This is a genomic window from Corynebacterium afermentans subsp. afermentans (assembly GCF_030408355.1).
Lineage (GTDB): Bacteria > Actinomycetota > Actinomycetes > Mycobacteriales > Mycobacteriaceae > Corynebacterium > Corynebacterium afermentans.
Genome location: NZ_CP046606.1, coordinates 1,682,256 through 1,695,279, shown reverse-complemented (window position 1 = coordinate 1,695,279; position 13,024 = coordinate 1,682,256). Strand labels below are relative to the sequence as shown.

The 13,024-nt window shown below is 60.9% G+C and carries 12 protein-coding genes, 1 tRNA gene and 2 pseudogenes; 8 read left to right on the top strand and 7 right to left on the bottom strand.

Going from position 1 to position 13,024, the window contains the following annotated elements; all coding sequences use genetic code 11:
- Nucleotides 1-26: 26 nt before the first annotated feature.
- Nucleotides 27-953 carry an ornithine cyclodeaminase family protein gene (locus tag CAFEA_RS08110; RefSeq protein ID WP_063938090.1) on the top strand — a complete coding sequence of 309 codons (927 nt, stop codon included), beginning with the start codon at nucleotides 27-29 and terminating at the stop codon, nucleotides 951-953.
- Nucleotides 954-956: 3 nt separating this feature from the next.
- On the opposite strand, the pseudogene CAFEA_RS08105 reads toward CAFEA_RS08110, so the two are convergent.
- Nucleotides 957-1,252: pseudogene (locus tag CAFEA_RS08105) on the bottom strand (hypothetical protein).
- Between the two features lie 9 nt (nucleotides 1,253-1,261).
- Nucleotides 1,262-2,260 carry an NADP-dependent oxidoreductase gene (locus CAFEA_RS08100; protein WP_143313334.1) on the bottom strand — a complete coding sequence of 333 codons (999 nt, stop codon included), beginning with the start codon at nucleotides 2,258-2,260 and terminating at the stop codon, nucleotides 1,262-1,264.
- A 254-nt stretch (nucleotides 2,261-2,514) separates the two neighbouring features.
- Between CAFEA_RS08100 and CAFEA_RS08095 the strand changes: the two genes are divergently transcribed.
- Nucleotides 2,515-3,693 (top strand): IS1249 family transposase, encoded by a 1,179-nt coding sequence (locus CAFEA_RS08095; RefSeq protein WP_063937531.1) that lies wholly within the window; start codon nucleotides 2,515-2,517, stop codon nucleotides 3,691-3,693.
- A 112-nt stretch (nucleotides 3,694-3,805) separates the two neighbouring features.
- Here the strand turns inward: CAFEA_RS08095 and CAFEA_RS08090 are convergent.
- A tRNA-Asn gene (locus CAFEA_RS08090) sits at nucleotides 3,806-3,878 on the bottom strand.
- 133 nt (nucleotides 3,879-4,011) lie between these two features.
- Here CAFEA_RS08090 and CAFEA_RS08085 point away from each other — a divergent pair.
- Both CAFEA_RS08085 and CAFEA_RS08080 read left to right on the top strand, forming a co-directional pair.
- Nucleotides 4,012-4,275: a hypothetical protein gene (locus CAFEA_RS08085; protein WP_034998396.1), complete on the top strand. Its 264-nt coding sequence runs from the start codon at nucleotides 4,012-4,014 to the stop codon at nucleotides 4,273-4,275.
- 27 nt (nucleotides 4,276-4,302) lie between these two features.
- Nucleotides 4,303-4,938 (top strand): hypothetical protein, encoded by a 636-nt coding sequence (locus CAFEA_RS08080; protein WP_082855693.1) that lies wholly within the window; start codon nucleotides 4,303-4,305, stop codon nucleotides 4,936-4,938.
- Nucleotides 4,939-5,493: 555 nt separating this feature from the next.
- On the opposite strand, the gene CAFEA_RS08075 is transcribed toward CAFEA_RS08080, so the two are convergent.
- Entirely contained in the window at nucleotides 5,494-6,105 is a 612-nt protein-coding gene (locus CAFEA_RS08075) for a hypothetical protein (RefSeq protein ID WP_063938095.1), read from the bottom strand.
- Nucleotides 6,106-6,345: 240 nt separating this feature from the next.
- Between CAFEA_RS08075 and CAFEA_RS08070 the strand changes: the two genes are divergently transcribed.
- Both CAFEA_RS08070 and CAFEA_RS08065 read left to right on the top strand, forming a co-directional pair.
- A complete protein-coding gene (locus CAFEA_RS08070; RefSeq protein ID WP_159437637.1) occupies nucleotides 6,346-7,440 on the top strand; it encodes a helix-turn-helix domain-containing protein in 1,095 nt (364 codons plus the stop codon).
- Nucleotides 7,441-7,557: 117 nt separating this feature from the next.
- On the top strand, nucleotides 7,558-7,992 hold the full coding sequence (locus CAFEA_RS08065; RefSeq protein ID WP_143313351.1) for a PIN domain-containing protein: 435 nt from the start codon (nucleotides 7,558-7,560) through the stop codon (nucleotides 7,990-7,992).
- A gap of 43 nt (nucleotides 7,993-8,035) precedes the next feature.
- Here CAFEA_RS08065 and CAFEA_RS08060 read toward each other — a convergent pair whose 3' ends face one another.
- Together CAFEA_RS08060 and CAFEA_RS11335 are read right to left on the bottom strand one after the other, a co-directional pair.
- On the bottom strand, nucleotides 8,036-8,818 hold the full coding sequence (locus CAFEA_RS08060) for an ImmA/IrrE family metallo-endopeptidase (protein WP_253704989.1): 783 nt from the start codon (nucleotides 8,816-8,818) through the stop codon (nucleotides 8,036-8,038).
- Nucleotides 8,819-8,959: 141 nt separating this feature from the next.
- Nucleotides 8,960-9,172 (bottom strand): annotated as a pseudogene (locus CAFEA_RS11335) (helix-turn-helix transcriptional regulator); the annotation flags it as partial.
- Nucleotides 9,173-9,293: 121 nt separating this feature from the next.
- On the opposite strand from CAFEA_RS11335, the gene CAFEA_RS08055 reads away from it, so the two are divergent.
- Together CAFEA_RS08055 and CAFEA_RS08050 are read left to right on the top strand one after the other, a co-directional pair.
- Nucleotides 9,294-10,640 (top strand): AAA family ATPase, encoded by a 1,347-nt coding sequence (locus tag CAFEA_RS08055; protein ID WP_063938102.1) that lies wholly within the window; start codon nucleotides 9,294-9,296, stop codon nucleotides 10,638-10,640.
- A gap of 64 nt (nucleotides 10,641-10,704) precedes the next feature.
- Nucleotides 10,705-11,289: an RloB family protein gene (locus CAFEA_RS08050; protein ID WP_076590068.1), complete on the top strand. Its 585-nt coding sequence runs from the start codon at nucleotides 10,705-10,707 to the stop codon at nucleotides 11,287-11,289.
- Nucleotides 11,290-11,365: 76 nt separating this feature from the next.
- On the opposite strand, the gene CAFEA_RS08045 is transcribed toward CAFEA_RS08050, so the two are convergent.
- The gene (locus tag CAFEA_RS08045) at nucleotides 11,366-13,018 is read right to left on the bottom strand and encodes an AbgT family transporter (RefSeq protein ID WP_143313353.1); all 1,653 of its coding nucleotides are present in this window, start codon (nucleotides 13,016-13,018) and stop codon (nucleotides 11,366-11,368) included.
- Nucleotides 13,019-13,024 lie beyond the last annotated feature (6 nt).

Sequence of the window (13,024 nt, the reverse complement as noted above, 5' to 3'; positions counted from 1 at the left end):
CACTGGTGTCAGCCTAAACTGGCGCCATGCGATACCTATCTTCTGACGAGGTTCTGTCCGCGGTCGCGCCACGTGAGGCGGTTGATGCGTTGCGGGAGGTGCTGAAGGGCGGGTTCGACCCTGCCACGGACCCGCACCGGCAGAAGGTGGCGCTGCCGCACGGGGAGATGCACCTGCTGCCGTCGGCGCTTGATGGCGCGGTCGGGGTGAAAGTGTTGGGGATTCAGCCGGCGGGCTCGGACGTTGATGTGCTGCTGGTGCAGGGGTCGTATCTGCTCATGGGTGGGGAGACGCTCACGCCGGAGGTTGTGATGGATGCTGCGGCGCTGACGGAGGTGCGGACGCCGGCGGTTGCGGTGGCGGGGGTGGTGGACCGGTTGCGGGCGTCGAGTGAGCCGTTGGAGTGCGTCATCGTCGGCGCGGGTGTGCAGGGGCGGGCGCATGCGCGCACGGTGGTGGACGTGCTTGCAGGGGTGCGGGAGGTGTCGGTGACGTTTATCTCGCGGAGTGAGCCGGCGGATTTGCCGTACCCGTGGGTGGAGTCGGGGAGTGCTGCGGCTGATGAAGTGTTAGGCAAGGCCGGGTTGGTTGTGGTGGCGACGAGTGCGGGGGAACCGGTGGTCGTCGATAGGCAATTGCGCTCTAATGCGACCGTGCTTGCGGTGGGGGCGCACACCGTGGACACGCGGGAGTTGCATGAGGATGTGCTGCGCGGTGCGCAGGTGATTGTGGAGGATGTGGGGGCTGCGCGGCGGGAGGCCGGCGATGTGGCGATCGCTGTGGAGAAGGGGGCGCTTGCGTGGGATGACGTGGTGACGATGGCTGAGGTCGTGCGCGGGGAGGTGGCGCTGGATCCGGCGCGGCGGGTCGTGTTCAAGACCGTCGGGATGCCGTGGGAGGACCTGGCGGTGGCGAGGGTGGTCGCCAGCCAGGTCCAAGCGGGGGCTAGGTGAGGCTTAGCCGAGATCCTTGACCAGGCGCTGCGCGAGCTCACGCGACGACGTCGGGTTCTGCCCGGTGTAAAGGTTGCCGTCGACAGTGACGTAGGACGCCCACGGCTCCGGTGCCTTCTCGTACTCAGCGCCGAGGGCGACGAGCCGGTCCTCGAGCAGCCACGGTGCCTTGTCGGCGAGCCCGCCGGTGTGCTCTAGGGCGTGACCAGCTCTTCGGCCCAGAAGCCGGTGGGGTGGGGTGTGCCGTCGTTAAGCGTCCAGTGGTCTGCTGCCGTAACGACCATAAGAACCTTGGTCATTGTGTCCTCCTAGAACTTGACGATCATCTTGCCGGTGTTGCCGCCCTCGAACAGCTCGAGGAATGCGGCCGGCATGTTGTCGATGCCCTCGCGCACCGTGGTCTCGAATGTGATTGAGCCATCGACGACGAGCGGGGCGATCTTCTCTTGGAACTCCTTGGTCAGGTGGGAGTACTGGCCCACCACGAACCCGCGCAGTGTGAGGCACTTGCCGATGGAAAGGCCCAGATTCCGCGGCCCCGGTGCCGGCTCCGTGTCGTTGTACTGCGCAATGGCACCGCACATGGCGATGCGGCCGAACGTGTTCGCGTTCTGGATCGCGGCCTCGAGGTGGTCCCCGCCGACGTTGTCGAAGTAGACGTCGATGCCCTCCGGCGCCGCCTTGGCCAGCTGGCCGTTGACGTCGCCGTCCTTGTAGTTGAACGCCTCGTCGAAGCCGATGCTTTTGAGGTATTCGATTTTCTCCGCGGAGCCTGCGGACCCGATTACCTTCGCCGCGCCGAGGTGCTTCGCAATTTGTCCTGCGGCCGAGCCCACAGCACCTGCCGCGCCCGAGATGAACACGACGTCGCCCTCCTTCATCTCGCCGACGGCGGTCAACCCGACGTAGGCGGTCAGCCCCGTCAGGCCGAGGATGCCCAGGTACGCCTCTGCGGGGGCGATGGTGGTGTCGATCTGCTCCGCCTGGTCCTCGTTCAGGACGGCGTGTGTGCGCCACCCGGCGAAGTGCCGGACCGTATCGCCCGCTTTGAACTTGCTAGAGCGGGACTCCGTGACTGTGCCGATCGCGGTGCCGTTGAGCGGCTCATCGATCTGGAACGGCTCGATGTAGGACTCCACGTCGTTCATCCGCCCGCGCATGTAGGGGTCGACGCTGGAAAACGTGTTCTCGACGAGGATCTGGCCGTCGGAGAGCCCCGGCAGCTCCACATCTTCGAGCCGGAAGTTGTCGTTTGTCGGTGCGCCTTCCGGACGGGAGGCAAGGACCCATTGCTTCGCTGCAGTCACGCTGTGCTCCTTAGTCGTTGTTCTTTGTATCTCCGGCCTGTGCCGAAACATCAGGTGGAACGTTGAGAGGGCTGTCGCTATTCCTGCTGCGTGGGTTAAACGACAAAAAGTGTGTCTGGAATCGACGATTTTCAGGGTTTGACCTGTAGGTTTCAGGGAAATATATGCTTCGGGGGCATATATTTAGGTCTCGAGCGTTCAATCCTCGGTGTGGCTGCCGTGATGTGCTATGTGCGGCGTGGTGTGGTGTCGCAATGTCAAAGAACCAACCACGCTGCCACTGCGGCGGAGAAATGAAACGAAACGGCACCACTAGCAAAGGCACCACCAGGTGGCGCTGCAAACGATGCGGCGCCTCCAGCGTGAAACGCAGAAGCGACATCACCAACGCGGCGGCGTTCACCGTCTTCATCGACCACCTCACCACCGGCGCCAGCCTCGATACCGTTGCCCGCCGTGTGGGGTGCTCACCGCGCACGATGCAACGTCGATTCGAACCGTTCTGGTTCGTTGATGTGCCTGACCCCACCGCCGGCCACGACAAGCGGGTCTACGACCAGATCTTCCTTGACGGCACCTACACCGCTGGCGGCTGCTTGATCGTCGCGGCGACGATCGACCACGTGATTGCCTGGCACTGGTGCAAACACGAAACCACCCGCGACTACCAACTGCTGCTTGAGCGCATCGAAGCCCCACTCATCGCCGTCATCGACGGCGGCCAAGGCGCATACAGCGCGATCAAAAAGTGCTGGCCGACTACGAAAATTCAACGCTGCCTCGTCCACGCCCAACGCGTGGTACGCCGCTACACCACCAGTAACCCACGCACCGATGCCGGGCGCACCATCTACCGACTTGCGCTGAAGCTGACCCGGATCACCACGCTGGATGAAGCCGCTGCATGGGGTGCGCAGCTGCACGAGTTCTCCACGCTCTACCGGTCATGGATGGACGAGAAAACCCTGGTCAAAGATCCCAAAACCGGTGCATGGACCCGCGTGTGGACGCATCACAACGTGCGCAAGGCATACAACAGCCTCAACCATCTTTGGCGGTCCGAGATGCTGTTTGTCTACCTCAACCCGCCAAAAGCAGTACTTCAACCAGAGTGGATCAAATCCACCACCAACAGCCTGGAAGGCGGCATCAACGCCCAGCTCAAACTGCTCGCCAGAACACACCGCGGCAGATCAGGTGAACGACAACGCCGCATGCTGGATTGGTGGCTCTATTTGAAAACGGAACTGCCTGACGATCCAGTACGAATCGCCAGTCAGTCCGACTGGGGCCAGGGCCAACTCGCCAAAGTATCCACCCTGACCCGAAACGAGAACGAAGCCGACCACGAAACCGGACGACCAGCCCTCTACGACAACGCTATCGACACCAACTACACACACTCAATCGGCATCCAAAAAGGCCAAATCTAACCCCCACGACACGCTGAATCAGACACACTTTTTGTCGTTTAACCCTGCTGCGTTGCTGCGAGATGAAAAATACCCCGCGACCAGCTGGTGCTGATCGCGGGGTGAAGAAGTGCTCCTCCAACTGGGCTCGAACCAGTGACCCTTCGATTAACAGTCGAATGCTCTGCCAACTGAGCTATGGAGGAATATGTTGCCGTTGCTCTCGCTGTGCAACGAGATGTAACAATAGCGCGGGTTGGTTGTGTTGCCCAAATCGGCAGGTTGAGTGGTGTTTTCGGCCGTGGTTATGTGGCCGAGTTTTGGGGTAGGGTTTCGGACATGTTGATTCCGGTAGGTGGATTCCGAGTAAACGCCGTCGCGTGGGGGCTCGCGGGCTTTGGCGTGGTGTGCCTGTTGTCGGCGAACCGGCTGGCGGATTGGCGGGCGCTGACGTTTCTGGGTCTGGCGCTGGTCGTTCCGAGCGTCGTTTGGCTGGCTGCAGACAAGTGGTTCTCGCGGCCGCGTGGAGTGCTGTGGTGGGTTCTGGTTGCCGCTGCTGTCGCGCTCGGGGTGTGGGGAATTGCGTTGTTCCCCTCGAAGTGACGGGTATAACGCGATAAAGTGGCGGGCATGAAGAAACCGATGCTTGCACTCGGCGTCGCCGCCGCCGTCACCACCTCCGCCGTCATTGCGCCCGCCACCTTCGCTGAAGAGGGCGCGAACACTACCGAAACGGGTTCCTCTGCGGATTCGGGGGAGGCCGAAGGTTCGTCGTTAAGCACGGGCGCAATTATCGGCATCACCCTCGGCGTGCTGGCCGCGGTGGGCGCCGGCGGGTACTTCGCGGTGCAGCAGGACTTGCTGGAGCTGCCCGAGGGGCTGGACCCGGCGGCGGCCGCGGGACTTTCCTCGCTGGTGCCAGCGCTTGCGATCCCGGGGCTGACCAAGAAGGACAATGGCGCGGCGGCAGGTGGCTCTTGCGCGCCGCAGGCGTTTGACGCGGTGGTGCCGGAGTGGCCGCACTTCACCGGCACGTCCGTGATTTTCTGCGACGGCAAGTGGGCTATCGCGGGTGCGAACCAGACGGACTGGATTCTGTACTTCAAGAACTCCAACGGCAAGTGGGCCGTGATCCCGACCGCCGGCACGAAGCAGACCGGGATGCAGCGCGGGTGCTACAACGGTCTGACTCTGCGTGAGCAGGGTGCGCCGGAGGAGTTCATCCGCCAGGCGCCGATTTGCACGCCGGCGGAGATTGGGAAGTAGATTTTTTTGGGGGCGCGTGGGGTTGGGGCGCTGAGAGGGGGTGGGCCGGGAGTTGGCTGAGCGGCTCCTGGCTTTTCTTTGCGGCAAAGAACGTATGGGTTGTTTGATTTTGGCGCGTAGATGAAAACCTGAATTCGTCGGCGGGGAGGCTGTCTTCGCTCTCTAACCTCGCTGGTCGCATTCTTGCGGCTATGTCGCGTATGTCGCCCAGTTCGGGGTTTTTGCGAAAACCTGAGTTCAGGGTCGGCGGAGGCCACTCGGGTTGGCTCATGTGGTTGGTGTGGCGAAAATTTGACCGTCCAATTCAGGCTAATTGCGACGGCGTCTAGGCCGTGTTCCCGACCGTTGGAGAGAAGCAGACGGGTATTCAGCGCGGGTACTGCAACGGGCTAACTGTTACAACGGGCTGACGCTACGCGAGCAGGGCGCACCGGAGGGGTTCATGTACCAGGTGTCGATCTGCAAGCCGGCGGAGATTAGGAAGTAGTTCTTCGATAGGTACGAAAGTGCCCCACCTCGGTTGAGGTGGGGCGGGATGCCTTGGTGGGGTGCGACTTAGCGGTAAAGCACACCGTTCACGATGGAGAGACCACCGTTGTTGGGGTCGACTTCAATTCGAAGGGTATCGATGTTCGTCACGGGAATATTGAAATCGACAGCGCTGCCCTTTTGGACGATCTTCGACTGCGCGAGATTACCATTCACATAAACCCGTACGGGCCCTTCCTTCCTGTTGCTGACAACGTTTTCGTCCCAAACCGCAGTGAAGGTTGCGCGCCGGAACTCTTTGCTGAGGGAGCGGGTGATGTTGATGTCGTAAGAGTTAATGTTCTTGGCGCGCGCGGAGTCAGTAAATACCTTATCGCCGACTTTTACCTCAACTCCCTGGTCAAAATACTTGTAGCTAACGTCCTTGCGACCGTTCGGAATCAGAAGCTTTTCCTGGGCAAGCTTCGGAGACGGGTTCAGGTTTGAGTCCGTGTTGTTCGACGGTGCATTGCCAACAACGGAGTTGCCACCGTTGCCGGGGTTGATGCTGCTGCCATTCTGGGCGAGGCCAGCGACGGTGCCGATCAGCGCGGTCAGCGCGACGATCGCAGCGACGATCTGGGGGATGAGGTTCTCAACGTTGTTGAGGAGCTTGTTGATGTCTCTGAAGTCGTACATGGAAATCCTTCGAGGACGGGAAACTGGACGTTCCCATTTAAACCCCTTTGGATCACCTGTGCAATTGGATTCACTGGGATGTCAGTTTTCTAAAGGTCGGTTGTATCGGGGGCGGGTTGCCACCGTCACTTCCGTACACCGGGAAAAGCAATTTGGCCAACCTCTTGGTCAGTGAAGCTGGTGTAGGGAACGGGGATTGCCGGAATGCGCAGCTGGGACGTGACGTGGCATGATAGCCACATGGATGCAACCGAGCAGCACGCTCGCATCATCGCGCAGCGGATGACAGAGGCGAGGGAACTCGTCGGCGTGCCGGTCGATGTTCTTGCTGACCGATCCTCGGTGGAGGCGGGGGTGCTCGAGACGATCGAGAAGGGGCACCGGTATCCAACCTCGTCTGAGGTGGCATCGGTGTCAGGGGCGACCGGCCTTCCGGTCGGATGGTTTCTGGAGGAGCGCGAGCAGCTAGTTGCCAGTCGTAGAGCAGCGTTGGACGGCGGTGTGTCCTCGGATTTCGATGTTGCTCTCGAAGCACTGGCGTTTCGTGCTCGCAAGCTGCGCGACCGGGGAATCATCACAGTAGATAGGGGGCATCCTTTCACGATGCCGCAAAGCCACGACGACACCATGAAGGGAGCCGAAGCAGCTCGCGCTGCCGCGGGAGAGGGGCTTGAGCCGATCAGTGACCTGACGGCTTTTTGCGAGAAGCTTGGTCTGCTTGCATTTTCTAAAAGTTTTGTAGGTTCGCCGTTTGAGGGCGCAGTAACAGAGATTCAGCGAGATGGTGAGCGCGATTTCGGCGTGGCGCTGGTGGCTACCCGCGCAGATTCGATGAGGCCGCGGTTCACCCTCGCCCACGAGCTCGGGCACTGGCTGTTCGGAACAACATATGCGGACGCTTGCGGGCGGTCGGATGTCGAGCGTTTCATGAACTCTTTTGCAGCCCATCTGTTGATGCCAGAAGAGTATGTGCACAAGGTGAAAGCCGAGTACGTCGGTGAACCTGCCCGGCTTTTTGTGATGGCTATTTCTGCCCGCTGCGGAGTGAGCTGGACTGCTACTTTGACGCACCTGTTCAACCTCGGAACCATCACGCAAGACGAGTTTGTCTTGGAAGAAAAGCGGTGGCCGACGCGTGAGGACTTCCAAGCCGCAGGTTTCGATATTCCGCTTGTGGATGCGTTGAGTGTGGTTCCGACTCGTTTTCAAGAACTCATTCTCGATGGTTACCAGCGGCGCGCGGTGTCGAAGGGGCTTGCGCTCGAAGCGCTATTTGGTGCAGTGTCCGAGTCAGAACTTCCGCCACGGGATCTGACACAGGCGGCTGGGACCTAGGCAGGCACCGTGCTCCTGATCACCGATACCGGCCCGCTGACTCACGCCAGCCAGACCGGGCATGTCGGATTCTTGGAGCGAATCCTCGCGCCATGAACTTGTGCCTATCCGATGCAGGTGCGCAAAGAGCTCGAAGGCTTCGACGGCAACCGGGCCATATTGGAAGCGAAGTGGATTGAGCTTCTCCCGCTGGACCTGAAATACGACATCTTCTCGATGAAACTCCGCGATCAACTCGGGGGAGTAGGCACAAAGAATCTAGGCGAAGCTCAGTGCATTGCATTGGCTTTGAGCATGTCGGATTCAGGGCAAGAAGCTGAAATCTACGCCGATGACGAAGACGGCCGTCAGCTTGCCCTCGACAACGGCCTAGAGGCGTGGACCACCACCGAAATTCTCCGGCGAGCTGTCAGTGAACACCGCTGCACTGTAGAAGATGCCGTGAGGTTTATCGACGACATGAGGCGAAACGGTTACCGCGGGATAGACGTGCCAAGTGGGCGAGCGTTTGTGGAAGGGTATTTGCCTAAACGCCTGTGGCCGGAGGGCTGACGTGTGCTCGCCGGAGGTTCGTCGATAAGCGAAAGTGCGAGAGTTAACGCACCACGCGGAGTACCGGGCGGGCAGGAGCGCTTGTTGTCGAGGTGGCGCTCGAAACCGTGTGTGGTTGGGTGCTGAGCATAAAGGCGTGCAGGTCCTGTGGCGGCAGCTGTGTTTCGTCGGCGATGCGTGAGATGCTGGCGCCACCTTCGGGGGAAAGCACGTAATCGAAGACGCGGGAGCGTTCGTATTGCAGTGTGCTGCCGGGCTTGTCGGTGCGGAAACCGCGCGCGGAGAGGGTGGTCAGGTGGGAGTGGTATTCCCGCTCGCTGAGTTTGCCGTGCTGGTACGCGGCGCGAAGCATGGCCATGGCTGACACCTTCAACGCGGTCTTGAGCTGGAGAATGTCGTTAAGGCTCGCGTGCAGACGAAGGTGCGCGTGAACTATGCCAGGCGGGATGAGGAAGTCGGCGGCGAACTGGTTGGCCTCGTCCTCCTCGCGTTTTCCGCTGCGTGGATCGTCGCTGCTGTGGAGTAGCAGGTGGCCCAATTCGTGCGCGAGGTCGAAGCGGGCTCCTTCGGGGGTGCGGCGCCGGGCTAAGAAGATGAACGGCTGCTCGCCGTCCCACATGGAAAATGCGTCAACAGCGGAGGCCGCGGGTGGAAGGCCCATGACGGCGATGCCGAGGGATTCGGCGAGCTGGACCGAGTTTGGAACTGGCCTGTCGCCGAGCTGCCAGATCGTGCGCGCATGGCGGGCTGCCTCCGAAGGCGTAAACCCAGAAAAATCAGGGAGGTCAGGCTCCGGGAAGTTGAAGTTGCGGCGAAGCCACGCCAAGAGCGTGCTGGCGTTTGCCCCGGATGCGACTGCAACGCACTTCTGTCGTAGAGTCGCGCGGCTGCCAGCCCGAAAGAGGGTGGATTCCGTCGAGGGGACTTCGAGCTCTGGGGAAAGGAAGTATCCGGCGGAGAATCCGAGTGCTACTTCGAGGCGCTTGAGGAGCGGCTCAGTGTTGGAAGGCGGTGGCCCTTCGTTCTCCCAGCGAGAAAGCGTTGCTGGGGCAACGTCGAGATCTGCAGCTAGCTCTGCTTTTGTGAGGCCTCGGCGCAGTCGCGCGACTGTAATTCGGGAAGGCGAGATGCGGGCGGAGTTAGTTTCCGCTCGCTCGTGAGATTGTGAAGTCAATGTCATCGTCCTCGGGTCGCTTCTTCGCCGCTGGTGGCAATGGGGGTACGCGGATCACAGTAGTTAGAAATTTCACTTATGATGCAAGAAACTTGAGTCGTAGGCGAATTGTTTGGAAGGGGTGCCTATGCTGCTGGACCTCACGATCGTGAACTATCGCTCGGTGTACGAGCCCGCGTCGATAAACATGGTCGCGACCAGGGAGCAGGTTCACCGAGAGCGCTGCCCGGAGCTTTCTCGTCGTTACAAGAAGCGGATTAACCCTGTAGCAGCCCTGTTCGGTGCAAACGCGGCGGGCAAGTCTACGTTCGTCCGGGCGCTGACCGCGCTGCAGCGAATGCTGGAAAATCCTCCGCGCCCTACAGATCCAATGCCATTTGATCCGTTCGCGCTTCGCCCAGAGGCAGCGTTTGAGCCGACGAGTTTTGAGGTGCTGTTCTCTGTCGGCGACATCGTCTACGAGTACGTGCTCGCGTACGACGCGAAAAGCGTGGTGGAGGAGCGGCTAACGAAGTACCTGTCCAAAGACGAAATTGACGTTTTTGAGCGCGTAGGGGACTCGTTCAGCTTCCCATTGTTGGAGGAGAAATCGGAGCGTTTCCCCACCGAGGTCGCGCAAGCACGGGTGCTGCTCGAATCAGTTCCGCCGAAGGTTCCTCTCGCCTCCTTTGCCAGCGAGACGAACCTTTCGCGGTTCCCAGATCCGCTCAAGCTGGATGCGTTCGGGGTCGTCCGTGCTTTCGTCGAAACAATTCTGGTGATCCCAGCCGGGTTGATGGATATCGGCCACCTGCAGTCCCAGCCTGACGGGTGGGAAGACTTGATTTCGCAGATCGATGCCGGAATTACAGGTGTCGAAACCGAGCTCGTGGAACTTTCAGCTTTGGGGTTGGGCGCCGAGCAAGCACTGGAGATAGAGCAGGAGCTGCGAAGCAACCCGGACTATCCGATGGATGTGGAATTATCTTCGGGGCGCTTCACGCTGCGGATCGACGGCGATGAGATTGAGGCGCAACGAATCACCCTTCTCCACTCTGCTGAAGAAGGCGAGAACCACGGCCTGCGCTGGTGGGACGAGTCGGAAGGGACCCGTTCCGCGACGAGGCTGCTTGGGTTGTTTTCTCGGCTGGCAACTCCAGGCTTCGAAGCTGTATTGGTCGTTGACGAGTTCGACCGCAGCTTCCACACTGAACTCTCTCGCGCGCTGATCGGTGGGTTCCTTGCGAATTCTTCTGCAGACTCCCGGGCGCAACTGATTTTTACCACGCACGACCTTTTGCTCATGGACCCCGAAACATTGCGGAGAGACGAGATCTGGGTAGTAGAGAAGGACCGATCGGGACAAACCCAAACGAGCGTCCTCTCGGACTTCGAGGGGCCGCGGAAGACGACGGACCTTCGAAAGAGCTACCTGCGAGGCAGGTTCGGTGGTGTGCCGTCGATAAAGCCGCTGAAGTTCAGCAATGTCGAATAGGCGGGTGAGGTCTTCTCGCGAGAGGAAGTTCGGGGGCAAGAACAAAAGGGTAGATACCCGCTCGGTGAAAGATGTGTTCCTCATCGTTACCGAAGGCACGACTGAGAAGAACTACTTCGAAATGGAGTGCTTTCGGGACAAGTCCGTGAAAGTAGAAGCGCGCAGAGGAGTGCATCCTCACCCACCTGCGTTGCTCAAGACTGCAGACGAATGGCTGGCCAACCTTAAACGCGACGGCGATCTGCGGCCCGGCGATCAAGCCTGGGTGGTCCTCGATGAAGACGATGCGACTGACCAGCAACTCCGAGACGTATTTGAATGGGCCGCAGAACGCAAAGATCGCGGAGTAGGTTTTAGCGTTCCGCAGTTCGAGTACTGGCTCCTGCTCCACTTCGCCTACGCAAAGGGCGCAAGCACGCAGAAGGATGTCCTGGACAGCTTGATGCAGCACTGGCCGTCGTACGCAAAAACCGCCCAGCCAAGTTTCACCGTGGACGATGTCCGGTGCGCCATTGCACGCGCTGGGGCGAAAGTTCGAGAGCCACTTGATTCGTTAAGGGATTTCGACGAGCACGTCGGTCGGCATGCTGCCTCGACCACGGTGCACCTGCTCGCGGAGCGCATCATCACGTCGCTCTATGGGAAGTGACGGGGCTTGCCGGAGGTTCGTCGATAAGCAAAAGGCCCGGCTGCACGGACGCAACCGGGCCTTCACCGCCAACGAGCTACACCTGGTACCCCATCGGCGAGCCCGGGCCGAGGGGGATGCCCAGGGCGTACCAGATCATGAAGAAGATGAACCAGCCCACCAGCATGGACACCGCGTACGGCAGCGCCAGGGACATCAAGGTGCCCACGCCGGCCTTCTTGTAGTACTTCTGCAGGAAGGTCAACGCGAGGGCGAAGTAGGGCGACATCGGGGTGATGATGTTCGACGGCGAGTCGCCGATGCGGTAGAGCATCTGCGTGACCTCGGGGGAGACGTCGACGTACATCATCATCGGCACCACCACCGGCGCCATCAGCGCCCACTGCGCGGAGCCGGAGGTGATGAACAGGTTGATCAGGGTGACCATGAGCGCGAATGCGGCGAAGAGGATCACGTTCGGCAGGTCCCAGGACTGCAGCAGCTCCGCACCCTTGATGGCGGTCCAGGGGCCGAGGTTGGACCACTGGAACCACGCCAGGAACTGGGAGACGGCGAAGAACAACACCAGGATCGGCAGGAGGGACTCCATGCCTTTGGCCATGAACTTCGGAATGTCGGCGGCGTCGTTGATGGTGCCCACGATCAGGCCGTAGACCAGGCCGGTGGCGAAGAAGATCAGGGCGATCGGCACGGCGATGGCGCGAATCAGCGGCGACTCCATGAAGCCCTCCTCCGGCCGCGCGAACGGCGAGGCTGGGATGAACAGCAGGGCGAAGTAGGCCGCCAGTGCGATGACGAGGGTGATGCCGGCCCAGGCCAGGCCCTTGCGCTCGAGTGGGGTCAGCGACAGGTCGTCATCGTCGGTGAGGTGGGCATCGTCGGGTTCGTTGGACTCGTCGAGTTGCAGTTCGTCCTCGTCGATGTGGTCGTGGTCGACAAGGTTCTCGGCTTTCTTGTCCACGAACAGCTCGGTTACCGCCGTGATGATCAGCGACAGCACCACCGCGGACGGGATGACAAAGAAGATGTTGGCGAGCGGGGAGACTTCGTAGGATTGGTCCACCAGCTGCGCGGCGGAGGTGGAGATGCCGGCGAGCAGCAGGTCCGTGATGTTGAGGATGAGCGAGGAGTTAAAGCCTGCCGACGACGCCGCGAACGCCACCATCGCACCCACCACCGGCGAGCGGCCCACCGCGTGGAAGGCCATCGCACCCAGCGGGATGATGATCACGTAGATGGCGTCCGAGGCCACCGAACCGGTCACGCCAGCCAGCGCGACCATGAACGTGAGCATCTTCGGGCTGACCTTGTCCACCATCGCGCGCACCATCGCCGCGAGCAGACCCGTTTGCTCCGCCACGGCCACGCCCAGCATCACCGCCAGGATCACGCCCAGCGGCGGGAAGGCGATGAAGTTCTCCACCGCGTCGGTGACCATCCGCGAGATGTTCTCGCCGGTGAGCAGCGATTCGACGTGTATTTCCTCGCCGGAGGCCGGGTCGGTGGCGGACAGGCCCGCCTTACTGGCCAGCCAGGAAGACACCGCCACCACGCCGGCGAGGATCACAAACAGCCAGAATGGGTCCGGCAGTTTGTTGCCGATTCTTTCAATCCAGCCCAGGAAGCCGGACATGCCGTCCTGCTGGTTGGAGTCCTGGTTGGGCTCGTCGTGTTGATCGTGCTGTCTCGCGCCGTTGCGGGGCGATGTTGCCTTGGTGGTTCCGGACATGGTTCG

What these genes read in the sequence shown, in the direction of transcription:
- CAFEA_RS08085 (WP_034998396.1), top strand. Translation starts at nt 4,012, where the DNA reads ATGTTGATTCCGGTAGGTGGATTCCGAGTAAACGCCGTCGCGTGGGGG.
- CAFEA_RS08055 (WP_063938102.1), top strand. Translation starts at nt 9,294, where the DNA reads ATGCTGCTGGACCTCACGATCGTGAACTATCGCTCGGTGTACGAGCCC.
- CAFEA_RS08110 (WP_063938090.1), top strand. Translation starts at nt 27, where the DNA reads ATGCGATACCTATCTTCTGACGAGGTTCTGTCCGCGGTCGCGCCACGT.
- CAFEA_RS08045 (WP_143313353.1), bottom strand. Translation starts at nt 13,018, where the DNA reads ATGTCCGGAACCACCAAGGCAACATCGCCCCGCAACGGCGCGAGACAG.
- CAFEA_RS08095 (WP_063937531.1), top strand. Translation starts at nt 2,515, where the DNA reads ATGTCAAAGAACCAACCACGCTGCCACTGCGGCGGAGAAATGAAACGA.
- CAFEA_RS08075 (WP_063938095.1), bottom strand. Translation starts at nt 6,105, where the DNA reads ATGTACGACTTCAGAGACATCAACAAGCTCCTCAACAACGTTGAGAAC.
- CAFEA_RS08070 (WP_159437637.1), top strand. Translation starts at nt 6,346, where the DNA reads ATGGATGCAACCGAGCAGCACGCTCGCATCATCGCGCAGCGGATGACA.
- CAFEA_RS08080 (WP_082855693.1), top strand. Translation starts at nt 4,303, where the DNA reads ATGAAGAAACCGATGCTTGCACTCGGCGTCGCCGCCGCCGTCACCACC.